The organism is Microvirga sp., from assembly GCF_014699075.1.
In the GTDB taxonomy this organism is placed as follows: domain Bacteria; phylum Pseudomonadota; class Alphaproteobacteria; order Rhizobiales; family Beijerinckiaceae; genus Microvirga.
This window is the reverse complement of the sequence record NZ_JACXAB010000012.1, coordinates 37,621-55,467: the sequence shown is the minus strand read 5'-3', so window position 1 is coordinate 55,467 and position 17,847 is coordinate 37,621. Positions and strand designations below refer to the sequence as shown.

Annotated in this window: 14 protein-coding genes; 10 read left to right on the top strand and 4 right to left on the bottom strand. The window is 63.5% G+C overall.

What is annotated here, in order from left to right; translation table 11 throughout:
- The first annotated feature begins 5 nt into the window (after window positions 1-5).
- From cheB to IC232_RS17395, 8 genes are all read left to right on the top strand, one after another.
- The gene (gene cheB, locus IC232_RS17430; protein WP_190846249.1) at window positions 6-1,073 is read left to right on the top strand and encodes a chemotaxis-specific protein-glutamate methyltransferase CheB; all 1,068 of its coding nucleotides are present in this window, start codon (window positions 6-8) and stop codon (window positions 1,071-1,073) included.
- Complete coding sequence (locus IC232_RS17425; RefSeq protein WP_190846248.1) at window positions 1,070-2,794, top strand: response regulator; 1,725 nt, start codon at window positions 1,070-1,072, stop codon at window positions 2,792-2,794. Before cheB ends, IC232_RS17425 begins: the two co-directional genes overlap by 4 nt.
- A gap of 14 nt (window positions 2,795-2,808) precedes the next feature.
- Window positions 2,809-4,692 carry a response regulator gene (locus IC232_RS17420; protein ID WP_246812266.1) on the top strand — a complete coding sequence of 628 codons (1,884 nt, stop codon included), beginning with the start codon at window positions 2,809-2,811 and terminating at the stop codon, window positions 4,690-4,692.
- A gap of 255 nt (window positions 4,693-4,947) precedes the next feature.
- Window positions 4,948-6,549 carry an ABC transporter substrate-binding protein gene (locus IC232_RS17415; RefSeq protein ID WP_190846246.1) on the top strand — a complete coding sequence of 534 codons (1,602 nt, stop codon included), beginning with the start codon at window positions 4,948-4,950 and terminating at the stop codon, window positions 6,547-6,549.
- Window positions 6,550-6,612: 63 nt separating this feature from the next.
- Window positions 6,613-7,623, top strand: coding sequence for an ABC transporter permease subunit (locus IC232_RS17410; RefSeq protein ID WP_190846293.1), 1,011 nt, complete (start codon window positions 6,613-6,615; stop codon window positions 7,621-7,623).
- A complete protein-coding gene (locus IC232_RS17405; protein ID WP_190846245.1) occupies window positions 7,620-8,531 on the top strand; it encodes an ABC transporter permease subunit in 912 nt (303 codons plus the stop codon). Before IC232_RS17410 ends, IC232_RS17405 begins: the two co-directional genes overlap by 4 nt.
- A gap of 2 nt (window positions 8,532-8,533) precedes the next feature.
- Window positions 8,534-9,550, top strand: coding sequence for an ABC transporter ATP-binding protein (locus tag IC232_RS17400; protein WP_190846244.1), 1,017 nt, complete (start codon window positions 8,534-8,536; stop codon window positions 9,548-9,550).
- Window positions 9,547-10,530 carry a peptide ABC transporter ATP-binding protein gene (locus IC232_RS17395; protein WP_190846243.1) on the top strand — a complete coding sequence of 328 codons (984 nt, stop codon included), beginning with the start codon at window positions 9,547-9,549 and terminating at the stop codon, window positions 10,528-10,530. Before IC232_RS17400 ends, IC232_RS17395 begins: the two co-directional genes overlap by 4 nt.
- A gap of 4 nt (window positions 10,531-10,534) precedes the next feature.
- On the opposite strand, the gene IC232_RS17390 is transcribed toward IC232_RS17395, so the two are convergent.
- Window positions 10,535-12,553, bottom strand: a complete 2,019-nt coding sequence (locus tag IC232_RS17390; protein WP_190846242.1) for an AI-2E family transporter — start codon at window positions 12,551-12,553, stop codon at window positions 10,535-10,537.
- A gap of 192 nt (window positions 12,554-12,745) precedes the next feature.
- Here IC232_RS17390 and IC232_RS17385 point away from each other — a divergent pair, with 192 nt between their 5' ends.
- Both IC232_RS17385 and IC232_RS17380 read left to right on the top strand, forming a co-directional pair.
- Window positions 12,746-13,537, top strand: coding sequence for a dienelactone hydrolase family protein (locus IC232_RS17385; protein ID WP_246812265.1), 792 nt, complete (start codon window positions 12,746-12,748; stop codon window positions 13,535-13,537).
- Between the two features lie 45 nt (window positions 13,538-13,582).
- Window positions 13,583-15,661, top strand: a complete 2,079-nt coding sequence (locus tag IC232_RS17380; RefSeq protein WP_190846241.1) for a M3 family metallopeptidase — start codon at window positions 13,583-13,585, stop codon at window positions 15,659-15,661.
- Between the two features lie 30 nt (window positions 15,662-15,691).
- Here the strand turns inward: IC232_RS17380 and IC232_RS17375 are convergent, their stop codons facing one another.
- The 3 genes from IC232_RS17375 to IC232_RS17365 all read right to left on the bottom strand — a co-directional run bounded on the left by IC232_RS17375 (window position 15,692) and on the right by IC232_RS17365 (window position 17,842).
- A complete protein-coding gene (locus IC232_RS17375) occupies window positions 15,692-15,865 on the bottom strand; it encodes a hypothetical protein (RefSeq protein ID WP_190846240.1) in 174 nt (57 codons plus the stop codon).
- Between the two features lie 85 nt (window positions 15,866-15,950).
- Entirely contained in the window at window positions 15,951-16,955 is a 1,005-nt protein-coding gene (locus tag IC232_RS17370) for an aldose epimerase family protein (protein ID WP_190846239.1), read from the bottom strand.
- Between the two features lie 5 nt (window positions 16,956-16,960).
- Window positions 16,961-17,842: an SMP-30/gluconolactonase/LRE family protein gene (locus tag IC232_RS17365; RefSeq protein ID WP_190846238.1), complete on the bottom strand. Its 882-nt coding sequence runs from the start codon at window positions 17,840-17,842 to the stop codon at window positions 16,961-16,963.
- Window positions 17,843-17,847 lie beyond the last annotated feature (5 nt).

Here is a 17,847-nt window from a genome sequence, read left to right as displayed (position 1 = left end):
GGGTGATGAGTATGGCGCCGCAATCTCGGGTTCGGGTGATGGTCGTCGAGGACTCCCTCGTCGTTCGTCAGCTGCTCGTCCATATCATCGCCAGCGACCCACGCCTTGCGGTGGCCGCAGCCGTCGACTCGGCGGAAGAGGCGCTGCGGGAGATCGGCCGCGTTCGGCCGGATGTGATCTCCATGGATATTCGCCTACCCGGAATGGATGGGTTGGAGGCGACGCGCAGGATCATGGCGGAGCAGCCGACGCCCATAGTGGTCATCGCCGACAGCATCGAGGATTCCTCCCTCAAGATTTCCATGAATGCGCTGCGGGCCGGTGCGCTCACAGTGGTGGAGAAGCCTGTCGGCCTCTCCAGCGACGGCTATGCCGCCATCGCCGGCACCATCTGCACCCAGCTCTACATCATGAGCCAGGTGCCCGTCGTCCGGCAGCGTGCGTTCGCACCCTGGCGTGAAACCGGCCCATCCCGGCGCGAACCGGAATGGGGCATGACGCGTCCGAGCATCATGGGGATCGCCGCCTCGACCGGCGGACCACCGGCGCTGGCGAAGATCCTCGGCGCTCTGCCCGCGAACTTTCCGCTTCCGATCCTCCTCGTCCAGCATATGGGAGCTCCCTTCATGGAAGGCTTCGCGTCCTGGCTGAACGGGCTGGTCTCTCTCGAGGTGCGCCTCGCCCAGGACCAAGAGATCCCATCACCCGGTCGGGTCTATGTCGCGCCCGGCGACCGGCACCTGCTTCTCTCGTCGGCAGGCACCCTGAAGCTGAGCGCCGAGCCGCCGCTCGGCAATCAGCGTCCCTCGGCCACCATGCTGTTCCAGTCCATGGCGCGCTCGCTCGGTCGCAGGAGCCTGGGAGTGATCCTCACTGGCATGGGCGAGGATGGCGCACAGGGGCTTGTCGAGCTGCGCCAGGCCGGCGGCTATGCGGTGGCGGAGGACGAAAGCACCGCCGTCGTCTACGGCATGCCGGCGGCGGCAGCGCGCATGGGCGGCGTCAATATCAGCCTGCCCCTCGACCTGATCGCACCGCGTATCCTGCGCTTGGCCCGCGGAGACGGCGAATGAGCACGGCTCCCATGGCACAAGCGGCCGAAATCCTCCTTGTCGAGGACTCGGAAACCCAGGCGCTGCAGCTGCGCCACATGCTTGAGACGAACGGCTTTCATGTCTCCTGGCGCTCGACCGCAGAGGCCGCCCTCGACGGGCTGAACGAGAAGCTTCCCGACCTCGTCATTGCCGATTACCACCTGCCCGGCATGAACGGGGACGAGCTGACCCGGCAGATGCGCCTGAACGTTCGCACCCGCGCCATTCCGGTGATTATGCTGACAGAAGCCCGGGAGCGCACCGTTGAACGGCAAGGGCTGGAGAGCGGGGCCGACGCCTATATCTCCAAGTCCGCCGAACAGGAACTAATCCTGCTGCGGATCAAGGCGCTTCTGCGCCGGCGCTCGTCGCTGATCGGCGATGAGCAGGAGGAGCGGCAATCTCCCAGCTTCGGAACGTTTCGCCGGGCCTGCATCCTGATCGTGGACGACAGCCTCACCCGCCGCACCTATCTTCAGAACATGCTGGCCCATGAAGGCTATGCGGTCACGGCAGCCCCGGATCCTGCGGAGGCCCTGCGGCTCGTGCACTCGGTGGACGCCACCTGGGACTGCATCCTGGTGAACCTGCTCAGTCCGGGCTTTGACGGCATCGAGCTCTGCCGGCAGCTGAACCTCTACCGGGGTTTGGCGCCCCTGCCGGGGGCGGACGCTCCGAGCTTTGCTATCGTGGGCCTCGGCAACGAAGAGGGTGGGCAGCTCCTCGCCCGGGCCTTCGCCGCAGGTGTCGACGACATCATCCCGACCGGCATTGAGGCGGACGGGATGCGGGTGCGCATCCGCGCGCTCGTGCGGCGCAAGCTCATGCAGGACGAGAACTGGCGCATCGAGGCGGAGCTGCGCGAGCGCGAGATCGCGCTTGCCCGCGCGCGGGCCGAAGCCGCCTCGGCCGAGGCGCTCGCCAAGGCGAATCGAGAGCTGGAAGAAGCCAACGACCTCCTGAAGGGAACACAGGCCCAACTCGTTCAGGCCGCCAAGATGGCCTCCTTGGGCGAATTGGTGGCGGGCATTGCCCACGAGATCAACAACCCCCTGGCCTTCATCCAGGCGCACCAGGGAACTGTTGAACGGCTCCTCAAGGAAATTGAAGGAAAGCTCCCACCCGAGGCCGGGCTTGAACGGCAGGTTCGGAAATCCCTCGACCGCATCGGCGCCATGAAACTCGGGCTCGGCCGGATTCAGGAACTCGTCCTGAATCTCCGGCGCTTTTCGCGTCTGGACGAGGGCGACTTCCAGACGGTGAATGTCCCCGAATCAATCGAGACGGTTCTGGCCCTCCTGGGCCACAAGCTGGGCACCCGGATCGATGTGCGCCGCCACTACAACGCGGTTCCGGATCTCTACTGTTCGCCGGCTCTGCTCAACCAGGTTGTGATGAACATCGTCGGCAACGCGGCCGATGCCATCAAGGGGACCGGCGGCATAGACATTGACACCGAAAGCAACGAGACAACCTATACGATCAGGATCACCGATACGGGACCGGGAATTCCACCGGAATTGCGGGAGCGCATCTTCGAACCGTTCTTCACGACCAAACCCGTGGGGTCTGGAACTGGACTTGGACTGGCCATCGCCTATAGCGTCGTCCAAGCTCACAAGGGGTCGATCACGGTGAGCGCGGGCCCGGCCGGCGGGGCCGGCTTCATCATCACGATCCCGAGGCAGATTACTTCATGACTTTGCCGAGAGAGATGACAGCAACGAATGGCACGATTCTGGTCGTCGACGACGAGCCGGATATCCTGGTTGCACTCGAAGATCTGTTCGAGAACGAGTACCGGGTGCTGACGGCCTCTTCTCCGATCAAGGCGCTTGAGATCCTCCGACATGAGCCGGAAGTCGCCATCATCATCTCGGATCAACGCATGCCCGAAATGCAAGGCGACGAGTTCCTGGCCAAGGCCCGGGATGTATCCAATGCAGAAGCGATTCTCCTCACAGGATATGCAGATCTGAAGGCGGTTATCGGCGCGGTCAACAAGGGCCGCATCATGGCCTATGTGCCCAAGCCCTGGGATCCCGCGGCCCTCTCAAATATGGTTGCCGCGGCCTATCAGCGGCGTCTGCTGGCGCGTGAACTCGATACCGAACGCGCGCTCCTGCACGGGCTGATGGAGAGCACCGGCGACCTGATCTCGTTCAAGGATCTGGAAGGCCGCTTCGTGCGCCTGAACGCCGGGAAGGCCAGGAGCCTCGGATGCACGGCCGGCGACTGCCTGGGCCGCAAGGAGAGGGACTACGTCTCACCTGAGCGGGCAGCGATGATCGAGGAGGCGGAGCGGCGCGCTATCGAAGCGCGCCAGCCCGACGAGGTGATCGAGGAGCGCACGCTGCCCGATGGCCGAACGCAATGGTGTCTCATCAACCATATCCCGATCCTCGACGATCAGGGGAGCGTGACCAATCTCGCCACCATCGAGCGCGATATCACGGAGCGCAAGCTGATGGAGATGCGCCTGCGTCAGGCCGACAAGATGCAGGCTCTCGGCACCCTCGCCGGAGGCGTGGCCCACGACTTCAACAATCTGCTGATGGCCGTGCTCGGCAGCCTGGATCTCGCCTCGCGCCGGGCGCCCGACGACCCGCGACTGACGCGCCTTCTGCAGAATGCCACCTATGCGGCCGAGCGCGGCGCATCCCTGACCCAGAGGCTCCTCAGCTTCAGCCGGCAGCGGGACCTGAGATTGCAGGCCGTGGACGTGAACCACGTCATCACCGGCATGAGCGATCTGCTGACCCGCACGCTCGGCGGCGTGATTCGGATTGAGCGGCATCTCATCGATGAACTCTGGACCGCCATGGTCGACCCGGACCAGCTCGAACTGGCCATCCTGAACCTGTGCATCAATGCTCGCGATGCCATGGCGGAGAACGGGGTTCTCACCCTCTCCACACGCAACGAGGCGGTCGAGGAGGGCCGGATCACCGATCTCACGGCCGGCGATTACGTGGTGATTTCGGTGGCCGATACCGGCACCGGCATTCCGCCAGAGGTTCTGGCGCGGGTGCTGGAGCCGTTCTTCACGACGAAGGAAGTGGGCAAGGGCACCGGCCTAGGCCTTCCCATGGTTTATGGTCTGGCGCAGCAATCCGGCGGCACGGTAGCGATCCACAGCACGGTCGGCGTCGGCACGACGGTGGAGCTCTATCTCTCCCGCGCCGTGACGGCACAGGACGGCAGACCACGCGAGGAGCAGTCCATCGCTCCCGATGCTCCCAAGGTTCGCATCCTGCTCGTAGATGACGATGCGGAAGTGCGTACGGTAACGGCGGCTTACCTGAGCGAGATGGGTCATCGGGTCGTAGAAGCCGCCGATGGATCGTCAGCCCTCGACATCCTGAAGGCCGACAGCCAGCTCGATGTGCTGATCGCGGATTTCGCGATGCCCGGCATGACGGGAACGGAACTCGCCGACAAAGCGCGCGAGGTCCGTCCCGACCTCGGCGTCATGCTCGTGACCGGATATGCCGATCCCAGGCGCGTTCCGGACGGGTATCTGATGCTGCATAAGCCGTTCACCCGCGCCGACCTCGCCTTGAAGGTCAGCGATGCAGCCGGGCAGAAGCGGGAATGATGGCTCTTCCTGCTGGACAGACCCCTTGCCCGATTGTGGACAACCCTCTTCCTGAGGATACCGGCGGGAATTGTGAGGAATCTCGGAAATTTGACCAAAATGCTGCGCTTTAAGGATGCTGCAGGCTCAGAAAATAGTTAATTTCCTCTAAAAATTATCCATTGTTGCATGGACAGATTGACAATATCGGGGCTTCGCACCTTAACTCCGTCACAGAACGGCCACGACTAGAGCCGTCTCAGAGGACTACAGGTAATGAAAAAATCAGCCCTTTTCGCAGCCATCTGCGTTCCGGCCTTCCTGGCCGCCGCTCCCCTGGCCGCCAAGACCCTGGTCTACTGCTCCGAAGGCAGCCCGGAGAACTTCTATCCCGGCATCAACACCACCGGCACCTCGTTCGACGTGAACGAGCACATCTACGACAACATCGTGGATTTCGAGCGCGGCGGCACGCAGGTCGTTCCCGGCCTCGCCGAGAAGTGGGACATTTCGGCTGACGGCACGGTCTACACCTTCCACATCCGCAAGAACGCGAAGTTCCATTCCAACAAGAACTTCAAGCCGACCCGCAACGTGAACGCCGACGATATCGTGTTCATGATCGAGCGTCAGTGGAAGGAAGACAATCCGTTCTTCAAGGTGACGAGCCCGAACCACTCGTACTTCACCGACATGGGTATGCCCGCTCTGTTGAAGTCGGTGGAGAAGGTTGACGACTATACCGTTCGCATCACGCTGAACAAGCCTGAAGCCCCGTTCCTGTCGAACCTTGCCATGCAGTTTGCCGGCGTTCAGTCGAAGGAATATGCCGACGCCATGCTGAAGGCGGGCACGCCTGAGAAGATCGACCAAGAGCCCATCGGCTCGGGTCCGTTCACTCTTGTCCAGTACCAGAAGGACGCAATCGTCCGCTTCAAGGCATTCCCCGAATATTGGGGTGGCAAGGCGAAGATCGACGACCTCGTCTTCTCGATCACCCCGGACGCTTCCGTCCGCTGGGCGAAGCTCCAGAAGGGTGAATGCCATGTCATGCCGTACCCGAACCCGGCTGACCTCGAGGCCATCAAGAAGGACCCGAACGTCACGCTCATGGAGCAGGCTGGCCTGAACGTCGGCTACCTTGCCTATCAGACCACGAAGAAGCCCTTCGACGACGTGCGCGTCCGCAAGGCCTTCAACATGGCCATGAACAAGAAGGCCATCGTCGACGCCGTGTTCCTCGGCTCGGGTGTTCCTGCAACGAACCCGATTCCGCCGTCCATGTGGTCGTTCAACAAGTCCATCAAGGACGACGAGTACAATCCTGAAGCGGCCAAGAAGCTTCTGGCGGAGGCCGGTTACCCGAACGGTCTTGAGACGGACCTGTGGGCCATGCCGGTGCAGCGCCCCTACAACCCGAATGCACGCCGCATTGCCGAGCTCATGCAGGCCGACCTCGCCAAGATCGGCGTGAAGGCTGAGATCAAGAGCTTCGAGTGGGGCGAGTACCGCAAGCGGGCCCAGGCCGGCGAGCACCAGATGGCTCAGCTCGGCTGGACCGGCGACAACGGCGACCCGGACAACTTCCTGCACACCCTGCTGGGCTGCGCCTCGGCACAGAGCAACTCCGGCTCGAACATCGCCAAGTGGTGCCACAAGCCCTTCGACGATCTCGTGACCAAGGCGAAAGTCGTCACCAACCAGGCTGAGCGCACCAAGCTCTATGAAGAAGCTCAGAAGATCTTCAAGGAGCAGGCTCCGTGGTTCACGGTGGCTCACGCCGTGCAGCTGAAGCCGGTCCGCAAGGAAGTGGTGGACTTCAAGCTCTCGCCGTTTGGACGCCACACCTTCTACGGCGTGGACATCAAGGGCAAGTAAGCTTCTATCCCATCAACCTGGCGGAGCGGCCTCATGGCCGCTCCGCCTTTTTCCGTTCTGGCCATGCTTAGATTCATCCTGACCCGCGTCAGCCTGATTATTCCGACATTCATCGGCATCACGCTGCTCGCCTTCTTCCTGATCCGCCTCGTGCCCGGCGATCCAATCGAAACCCTTGCAGGCGAGCGCGGCATCGATCCCGCGCGCCACGAACAGCTGCGTAAGGAATACGGCTTCGACAAGCCGGTCATTGTCCAGTACGGGATCTATCTGGCCCGCGTTCTCCAAGGCGATCTCGGCAAGTCGATGATCACGCAGGAGCCGGTGCTGAACGAGTTCTCATCGCTGTTCCCGGCCACCATCGAGCTCGCCACCTGCGCAATCCTCTTCGCGCTTCTTCTCGGTCTTCCAGCCGGCATCATCGCGGCCATCCGGCGAAATTCCATTTTCGACCATGGAGTCATGGGCATTTCGCTCGCAGGCTATTCCATGCCGATCTTCTGGTGGGGGCTCATCCTCATTCTGCTGTTCTCGGTGCAGTTCGATTTGACCCCCGTCTCGGGCCGCATCGACGTGCTGTACTACATCGAGCCGATCACCGGATTCCTGCTAATCGACACCCTGCTCTCCGATGAACCCGAAGCCTTCTGGTCGGCAGTCAGGCACCTGATTCTGCCCACCATCGTGCTCGGTACGGTGCCGCTGGCCGTGATTGCGCGCATGACACGCTCGGCGATGCTGGAAGTTCTTGGCGAAGACTATATTCGAACCGCCAAGGCCAAGGGCCTTTCGCGGTTTCGCATCGTCGCGCTCCATGCCCTGCGCAACGCGTTGATCCCGGTCGTAACCGTAATCGGCCTGCAGATTGGTGTGTTGTTCACCGGCGCGATCCTCACTGAAACCATTTTCTCCTGGCCTGGGGTCGGTAAATGGCTCATCGATGCCATCTTCCGGCGTGATTATCCCGTGCTGCAGGGTGGCGCTCTGCTGCTCGGCGTCGTGGTGATGAGCGTGAATCTTCTCGTCGACCTTGCCTACGGCCTTATCAATCCTCGCATCAGGCATACGCGATGACCACTGAAACCATGGAAGCTCCGGCCGTCCCAGTTCCGACAGCCACCCCTCCTCATCCCTTGCGCGAGTTCTGGGGTTATTTCAGCGCCAACCATGGCGCTGTTGCTGGCCTCGTGATCATTGCTGTCGTCTTACTCGTCGCTCTGCTGGCGCCCGTGATCGCTCCTCACGATCCGAATATTACCGATACAGCAATCGCCCTGAAGCCGCCGTTCTGGCAGGAGGGCGGCTCGATCGCCTACCCGCTCGGGACGGATCCGATCGGTCGCGACATTCTCTCCCGTGTGATGCACGGCGCGCGCCTTTCGCTCCTGATCGGCATTGCCGTCGTGGCGCTCTCCATCGCGATCGGCACCGTGCTCGGCCTCGTGGCAGGCTTCTTCCGCGGCCTGACCGAGATCTTCATCATGCGCCTGATGGACATCATCCTCACGCTGCCGAGCCTGCTGCTTGCCATCGTCATTGTAGCGGTGCTGGGCCCGGGCCTGATGAACGCCATGCTGGCTGTGGCTCTGGTGATCCTGCCGCACTATGTGCGCCTTGCCCGTGCGGCGGTGATCACTGAAACCTCCAAGGACTACGTGACGGCCGCCCGAGTCAGCGGCGCCGGAACGACGCGCCTGATGTTCAAGGAAGTGCTGCCCAACTGCACCGCGCCCCTCATCGTGCAGGCCTCGTTGGGCATCTCCACTGCAATCCTGGATGCAGCGGCCCTGGGCTTCCTCGGCCTCGGTGCGCAGCCTCCGTCGCCTGAATGGGGCACCATGCTGGCCGATGCCCGCGAGTTCGTTCTCCGCGCCTGGTGGGTCGTCACCTTCCCGGGTCTGGCGATCCTCATCACGGTGCTTGCCTTCAATCTTCTGGGCGACGGTCTTCGTGACGCCCTCGATCCCAAACTGAAGCGCTGATCATGGCTCTTGTTGAAATTGAAAACCTGTCGGTCAAATTCCCGACCCAAGGCGGCATCATGCGGGCCGTCGACGGCGTGAGCCTCAAGCTCGAAGAGGGCGAGGTTCTCGGCGTCGTGGGCGAATCCGGCTCCGGCAAAAGCGTCACGATGCTGGCCCTCATGGGCCTCATCCCCTTCCCGGGCCGCGTGAAGGCCGACAAGCTCGCCTTCAACGGCCGCGACCTCCTGACGATCTCGGACAAGGACCGGCGCAAGCTCACCGGCAAAGACGTCGCGATGATCTTCCAGGAGCCGACGACGAGCCTGAACCCGTCCTTCACGGTCGGGTTCCAGCTCACCGAAACCCTGCGCCTGCACGAGGGCATGGACCGCAAGGCCGCCGAGCGCCGGGCCGTCGAACTTCTCGGTCAGGTCGGCATTCCCTCACCGGAAAGCCGCCTCTCCGCCTATCCGCATCAAATGTCGGGCGGCATGAACCAGCGCGTCATGATCGCAATGGCCATCGCCTGCAATCCCAAGCTGCTCATCGCCGACGAGCCGACCACCGCTCTTGATGTGACGATCCAGGCCCAGATCCTCGATCTGCTCATCTCGCTCCAGAAGGAGCGCAACATGGGTCTCGTCATGATCACCCACAACATGGGCGTGGTGGCCGACACCGCGCAGCGCGTGATGGTGATGTATGCGGGGCAGATCATGGAGGAGCGCTCCGCCGCCGACCTCTTCGACTCGCCGCAGCATCCCTACACGGCCGCGCTTCTGGCCGCTCTGCCTGAGCGCAGCGAGGGCGGACGCTTGGCGACGATCCCCGGCGTGGTGCCTGGCCTCTACGACCGTCCTAAAGGCTGCCTGTTCAGCCCGCGCTGCGCCTATGCCACCGAGCATTCGCGCAATGTGCGCCCAGGCCTGAAGCCCTGGGCGGGTGGCCATATCCGCTGCCATTATCCGCTTGGCGATCCAAACCGGACCGCAGCCATCAATCATGATCATCCCGTTGGAACGGAGGCTGCGTCGTGAGCGCTCCCGTTGTCGAAGCCAAGGGCCTGAAGCAGGTCTATAAAATCAAGCGCGGCCTGTTCAAGGAGCCCGCGGCTCTGCAGGCCGTCGGCGGCATTTCCTTCGCCATCGAGCCCGGCAAGACCCTTGCGGTCGTCGGCGAGTCAGGCTGTGGCAAGTCCACGCTCGCCCGCATGGTGACCCTCATCGAGAAGCCGACGGAGGGTGAGCTTTCCCTCGACGGCATCGATGCGGTCAACCCGCCGGCCAACTACGCCAAGGAGCTGCGCCGGATGGTGCAGTTCGTCTTCCAGAATCCCTACGGTTCGCTCAACCCACGCAAGAAGGTGGGCACGATCCTGGAGGAGCCGCTGGCCATCAACACCAAGCTCTCCGCTTCAGAGCGCGCCGACCGAGCGCGCGCAATGATGGCGAAGGTGGGCCTTCGCCCCGAGCACTACAATCGCTACCCGCACATGTTCTCCGGCGGCCAGCGCCAGCGCATCGCCATTGCGCGCGCGCTGATGCTCTCGCCGAAGCTTGTGGTGGCGGACGAACCGGTCTCGGCCCTCGACGTATCGATCCAGGCGCAGGTGCTCAACCTTCTGGCCGACCTGCAGGAGGAGATGGGCTTGGCCTATCTCTTCATCTCGCACGATCTCGGCGTGGTTCGGCACATCGCCCACGACGTGCTCGTCATGTATCTCGGCCATGCGGTCGAGCACGGCCCGAAGGAAAAGATCTACGCGCGTCCGCTGCATCCCTATACGCAGGCGCTTCTGTCATCGACGCCGGGCATCACCGGCGTGAAGCGCAAGCGCATCATCCTGAAAGGGGAGCTTCCCTCGCCGCTCAACCCGCCGAAAGGTTGCGTGTTCTCAACCCGCTGCCCCTATGTGACCGAGCGCTGCAAGGTGGAACGTCCAGCCCTGCGGGAACTCGACGGACGGCAGGTCGCCTGCCACTACGCCGAGAACTTCCTGAAGGAAGCGGCGGCTTAAAGTTTTAAGCAGGCAACGGCAGCCGCTTGGCTGCCGTTGCCTCATTCGCGTTCGATGGATTGGCCGGCTCCGGCAGCCTCTCCTCGCCGGTCGCCACCTTCAGGCACTGCACCACCGCGTCACGCAGGGACGAGACGTAATAGTTGGCGCCGAGTTGGGTGCGCATCGTCTCGCTCTTCAGCACCGCATCCTCCGCAGGCCAGAGGCCGACCATGGTTGGGGCCTTCGCCTTCTGCTTCAACCGCCGCAGCAGGTAGCGCAGGTGCGCCGGCGTGCCGCTGATCTCCAGATAGCTGATGCACACCATCTGCACGCCCGTCATGTCCAGGTTGAAGATCTGCCGGCGCGATACGGCCTCGTGCGGCACCACGCGGATGCCAAGCCCGTGTTTCTTGAGAAGTTGCGCCAGCATCTCCGAGGCTGCCTCGTCGAGAGGTCCGCGGCCTGCAACGCATAGCACCGCTCCGTCCGCTCTCCAGGCCTCCGGAATCCGGCTTTCCTCGGGCAACGCCTCGGGTACCGCCGGATCCTTGTTGGCCGGCTTTTCGCTCGCAGGAGCCGCGACCGGATCGTCTTCGGTGTCCTGCGGCTCGGGCTCCACGTCGTCATGCCCGCCCAAGTCCTGCACAAGGGCGCGGATCACGTCCCTGACCTGATCGAGCTGGCGATGGGTGAGGACGCCGCGCGCCGCGTCGTTGGCGGCAAGCTGAAGCCCCCGCAACGCAACCTCGTCATAGTAGGATGTCAGCGAGCGTTCCTTGAGGAGCAGTTCCGCCGATTCCAAGGCTTCGTCCGGATCGCCCGCGAGCATGCGTTGATAAAGGTTTTCGTCCGGCGTCAGGGCAGGCCGGTCGCCGAGCAGCACGTCGAGGAATTCAAGCCGCTCCACATGTCGCCCCAGCACCACGAGGCAGAGGGTCAGGGGCGTTGCGATCAGCAGTCCGACCGGTCCCCAGATCCAGGTCCAGAAGATGGCCGAAATGACGACGGAAAAGGGTGAAAGGCCCGTGCTCTGCCCATAGACGATGGGCTCCACCACATGGCCCATCAGGGGCTCGCCGATGGCGTACAGCGCCAGCGTCATGAGGGCCATGGACCAGCCGGGATCGACGGAAGCGGCGAGCAGGATCGGCGGCACGGCAGCGAGAAACGAGCCGATATAGGGCACGAAGCGCATGAGGGCCGCGAAGACGCCCCACAGGATGGGGCTCGGCACCCCGATCAGCCAGAGACCGACCGCTGCCACGACCCCGAAGGACGCATTCAGCGCGAGCTGGGTCAGGAAGTACCGGCTGAGACGCCGGGCGGCATCGTCCATGGCGGCGGTGGCGCGATGCAGGTCGCTGGCCCCGAACAGGCGGATCATCCGGTCACGCAAATCCTCACGCTGCATGAGGATGAAGACCAGCACGACGAACACGATGCCCATGGTGGCCAAGGGCCCGAGTAGGGGCAGAAGCACGTTCCTGGCAACCTGGGCCGGCGTCGGATCCGGCTGGTGCACCTCCACCGGGAGAGGCTTCGGCTCCTCGGGGGGCGGGGGCGCAGCGGCACTGGGAGAAGCCGGCGCCTGTTGCTCCGGAGGAGGTTCCGCAACAGCCTTGTCAAACCGGCGGCCGAAATCCTTAAGAAGCGCCGGCAGCTTTCCAAGCGAGCCCTCGCGCAGGTGGCCCACCTTATTTTCGATGGTGCTCTGATAGCGCGGCAGATCAGACGCCAGGCCGGCCACCTGAAGGCCGATGACGGTGGCCAGGGAGACGATGATGCTCAAAGCGACCAGCACGGCAATGATGACGGCCGGCACCCGACTGAGGCGCCACCGGCGCAGCAGCTCGACGAAGGGCGCGAGCACGAACGCCAGCAGGATGGCGAGCACCACCGGCAGGAACACCTCCCGCCCGACATAGAGCGCAGCCAGCACAACGACACACACGGCCAGGGTCAACAGGCCGGAAAGCCCCGGAACGCCCGGGGGCTGGATCTCCGTCTCCGGAGGGGGCACGGGGGTGGGCGCGGGACGCATTCAGATGATCTCTGCAGGCCGGCGAGACGATCCCGCTGGCCTGCAAACAACGTGCTCAAGCCTGAAACGATCCTTAAGCGTGGCCGAAAGCTTATCTGTTCGAAACGCTGGGACCTTTTGCCATCTGCAATTCCCAGGCATGCGCACCCATCTCAAGGGTACGAAATTCCCGCCGAGCGGCTTCAATCTCCCATGTCGATCACCAGACGCAACCTTCTGATCGGGGCAGCCCTTGCTGCCTCTTCCAACGCCCAAGCCCAACAGGACAAGTCCCTCTCGATGCCCCTCACCGCACAGCGCAGCGCGTTCAAGAGCGGCGGCAAGGCGATTGCCGTCGAAACCTTTCAAGGGCCTGGCGCCTCGCCTCGTCCCACGCTCCTCATGCTGCATGGGGCCGACGGCTTGGGCTACAACGGCCAGTATCGCGAAGCGGCCCGCACGGTGGCAGCCGCCGGCTATCAGGTTCACCTGGTTCACTATCTCGACCGCACGGGCGAGAAGCGGGCTTCGTTCAGCACCCTGTTCCAGAACTTCATGCCCTGGATGAGCACCGTCCAGGATGCCCTCAGCTTTGCGGCGAATCATCCGGGGGCAGATTCGAGCCGTATCGGCATCGTGGGGATTTCCTTAGGAGCCGCCTTGGGGCTCGCCGTGTCGAGCACCGATCCGCGCGTGAAGGCGCTGGTGAACTATTTCGGCCCCTTGCCGCAAGGCGCGATCGCCACCACCTCGCGCCTGCCGCCGACCCTGGTGCTGCACGGCGCGGCCGATCCCATCGTGCCGGTGGCCAACGCCTATGCGGTGGAAGCCCTCCTGCGCCAGCAGAACGTGCCGCACGAGGTGAAGGTCTATCCCGGCCAGGGCCACGGCTTCAGGGGCGCGGCAGAGGAGGATGCAACCCGCAGGGCGCTGGCCTTCCTGCAGCGCCACCTTGCCGGCAGCCGTGCTGCGTCGGACTCGAAGCCTCTTTCCGTGGATGGCTGAGGCGTCTAAGACTTCACATCTTCAGATCATCAGGCAGGAGCGATCATGACGGCTTCAGACGCGGCTCTCGAGGGCAATCCCCTTCTCACGCCATGGACGACCCCGTTCGGCCTTCCGCCCTTCGAGAGAATCGCGCCGGAGCATTACAGGCCGGCCTTCGATCACGCCCTTGCCGAGCAGCAATCCCAGATCGCGGCGATTGCCGAAAGCACGGAAGCGCCCACCTTCGTCAACACCATCGAGGCGCTGGAGCGCAGCGGCCGGACGCTCAAAAAAGTGGGCGGCGTGTTCTTCAATCTGGCCGGCTCGCACACCAACGACGCGCTGCAAGCCATCGAGCGCGAGATGGCGCCGGTGCTCGCCAAGCACCGCAACAGCATCTTCATGAACGAGGCGCTCTACCGACGTGTGGCAGCGCTCTACGAGCAGCGCGAGAGCCTCGGCCTTAACCCTGAGCAGATGCGCGTCCTCGACCGCTATCACACCATCTTCGTGCGCGCCGGCGCCAAGCTCGGATCTGAAGACAAGAAGCGGCTCGCCGCCATCACCGAGCGACTTGCAAGCCTCGGTACGCAATTCTCGCAGAACGTGCTGACGGACGAGAAGTCCTACCAACTCGTTCTCGACGGCGAGGCGGATCTCGAAGGTTTGCCGTCCTTCCTTCGCGAGGCAGCCGCACAGGCGGCCGAAGAGCGTGGGCTCAAGGGCAAATACGTCATCACCCTGTCCCGCTCGAGCATCGAGCCGTTCCTTCAGTTCTCCAGGCGCCGCGACCTACGCGAGCAGGCCTTCAAGGCCTGGGCCGCACGCGGCGACAATGGCAACGAGACCGACAACAAGGCCATCATCGCCGAGACGGCGGCCCTGCGCGCCGAGCGGGCGCGGCTTCTCGGCTATGAGACCTTCGCGGACTTCAAGCTCTCCGACACGATGGCGAAGACGCCGGACAACGTGATGAAGCTCCTGAACGACGTGTGGACACCAGCCCGGGCCCGTGCGGAGCAGGAGCGCAACGATCTGCAGGCGCAGGCGCAATCCATCGGTGACAATATCGCGATCGAGCCGTGGGATTGGCGCTATTACGCGGATCAGGTTCGCATGGCGCAGCACAATCTCGATGAGGCTGTCATCAAGCCCTACTTCCAGCTCGACCGCATGATCGAAGCCGCGTTCGAGACAGCGCATCGGCTCTTCGGCCTGAGCTTCCAGGAGTTGAAGGAGTTTCCCAAATATCATCCCGACATCCGCGCCTGGCAGGTGGTGGATGCCGGCGGGCAAGATATCGGCACCTTCATCGGCGATTACTTCGCGCGCTCGTCAAAGCGCAGCGGCGCCTGGATGAGCGCCTTCCGCTCGCAGGAACGGCTCACCGGCGACATTCGCCCGATCATCGTCAACGTGATGAACTTCGCGAAAGGCGGCGCGGGCGAGCCGTCGCTCCTCAGCTTCGACGATGCGCGCACGCTGTTCCACGAATTCGGCCATGGCCTGCACGGCCTTCTGTCGAACGTCACCTACCCGCTGCTTGCGGGAACGGCCGTATCGACGGATTTCGTGGAGTTGCCCTCGCAGCTTTACGAGCACTGGCTCTCCCAGCCCGAGATCCTTCGCCGTTACGCGACCCATTACCGGACGGGCGAGCCGATCCCGGAAGAACTGCTTGAGCGCCTCATGGCGGCACGCAACTTCAACCAGGGCTTCGCCACGGTGGAATTTCTTGCCTCGGCTTTCGTCGATCTCGAACTGCACCGGCGCAAGGACCTGAGCAATCTCGACGCATCGGCCTTCGAGGCGGAAACCTTGCAGAAGATCAGCATGCCGCGCGAGATCATCATGCGCCACCGCACGCCGCATTTCACCCACGTGTTCTCGGGCGACGGCTATTCGTCGGGCTATTACAGCTATCTCTGGTCGGAGGTGCTGGATGCGGATGCCTTCACGGCCTTCGAGGAAACGGGCGACGCCTTCAACCGGGACATGGCCGAGAAGCTGAAGCGCTTCATCTACTCCGCCGGCAACCTGCGTGATCCGGCCGAGGCCTACACAGCCTTCCGCGGACGCCTGCCAACGGCAGACGCCCTCCTGGCCAAGCGCGGCCTGGTGCTTACGGGTGCGGATGCTTGATTGAGAACGGTGGCGGGCTCGAAGAGCCCGTCAGGCCAGACTGGCGGCTTCGCGTGTTCGTCTCGGCAGGTGAAGCCGGATTCGAACCATGCGGGGCTTATCCTTTGGGATTACCTCGGAAGAGGCGAGCGGGCGCAGGATGCTCTTGAGGAAAATCATCCCCTTGGGATCGATTTCCAAGGCTTTCGCATCGAGCACCGGCATGGGCGCCTTCCCCTACTGTTTGTGTTTGTCTGGAAACGCAACGCCTACAAAGAAGAACCCGCACCCATGAGCAAAGTTCCTTGCATCAGCGAGCGAACCTCAACTCGCTGACCTGGCGAGACACCTGTCCTGGCATCAGAAGAGACGACGGAAAATGGGCTTTATTGGGGCTGTCGGGGAAGCGTTGCGGCTCCAGGCATAAGCCCCCGTGCCGGCCGTACCTGGCTCCTCCCAGACCCTCAACGGTGGGCATGTCGAGCAGATGCCCATCGTAGAACTGAACGCCGGGCTCCGTGGTCCAGAGCTCCATGGACACGCCGTTTTTGAGGGAGGACAGGGTCGCACCATGACGCAGTTCGCCATAAGGCCCGCGGAGAACGAAGTTGGTGTCGTAGAGGGTGTGCCGGGCTCCATGGATGGGCCTTGGAGCCGTGAAGTCGTAATCCGTTCCCGCCACGGCTGTGATCTCGCCCGTGGGGATCAGATCCGGCCTCGTCGGCGTGATGTAATCGCCTGCGATCATCAGCCCATGAGACGAGATGTCCGCGCTGCCATCAAGGTTGAAATAGCCATGGGTGGTGAGGTTCACCGGCGTCGGCCGGTCGCACGTGGCCTCGAGCATGATCCGCAACCCGCATGAGGGCAGGAGCGTGTAGGTGCAGGTGGCCACAAGCCGGCCCGGATAGCCCATGTCGCCATCCTCCGACACGAGGCTTAAGGTGACGCTGGTGTCGGTGTGATCAATGATGCTCCACAGCCGGGTGCCGAAGCCCATGCTGCCGCCGTGCAGCTGGTTGCGGCTCTCATTGGCATCGAGCCGATGGGTTTCCCCGTTCAGGGTGAAGCACGCGCCTCCGATGCGGTTGGCGTGGCGCCCGACGATGGCGCCGAAATAGGGCGAATGGGCAACGTAATCCTCGACGGAGTTGAGCCCGAGCACCACGCGCTGCCGGCCGGCCGCAGAGGGCACGACGAGATCGCGCACCACCGCGCCCCAGGTCAGCACCTTCATCTCCATGCCGTCAGGACCGGTGAGCGAAACCTGCAGGACATCCTGCCCGTTGAGGGAGCCGAAGCGCTCGATGCTCATGGTGCTTATCCCTCGAAGATGTTGGTTTTCAGCCCACGGATGCCGCCGGTCTCCACCTTGAAGAGGTGGCCCGCCATCACGTCGATATGCGGATCCCGCCCGATGGCCGCGGTGGTGATGTAGAGCGTGGTGAGATCGGGCCCGCCGAAGGCGCATTTCGTCACCTGGGCGGTCGGCACCGACACGGTGCGCTCCACCGTGCCATCGGGAGCAAACCGCGTGATGCGCGAGGCGCCCCAATGGCAAACCCAAACATAACCTTCCGCATCCACCGCCATGCCGTCGGGATGGCCCCAGCTCTGCTCGAAGCGGGTGAAGGGACGCGGCTCGCCGATGGAGCCCTCGCCCGCGTCGAGGGCATAGATCGTCTGGCCCGTGGTGTCGGTGGCGTAGATCCTCAGCCCGTCATGGCTGAAGGCCGGACCGTTGGTGACCACGACGCCGGAATGGAACTGGGTCAGCTCCTTGCCGTCCCAGCGCCAGAAAGCCCCGGAGGCATTCGCCTCCTCGTCATCCATGGTGCCGAAATAGATCGCCCCGTCCGGGCCCACATGGCCGTCGTTGATGCGGTTGCTCGGCTTGTCCTTGTCGGGCGACACGAGGGGCTCGACTGCGCCGGTCCTGAGATTGAAGCGCGCAAGTCCGGACTTGAAGCCGGCGACCACCACATCCTCATCAGGCGTCAGGGCGATGAAGCCGATCCGCTCAGGCGCGTCGACACGAAAATGCTCCTTCGTCTCCGGACGATAGCGCCACACCCCCGGGTTCTTGATGTCGACCCAGAATAAGGTGTTCGAGCGGTGGTCCCACACCGGCCCCTCCCCCAGCACGCAGGCGCTGGCCACCGCCACATGCGGCGTCTCCGGATGAACGGCTGGATGGGTCATGGCTT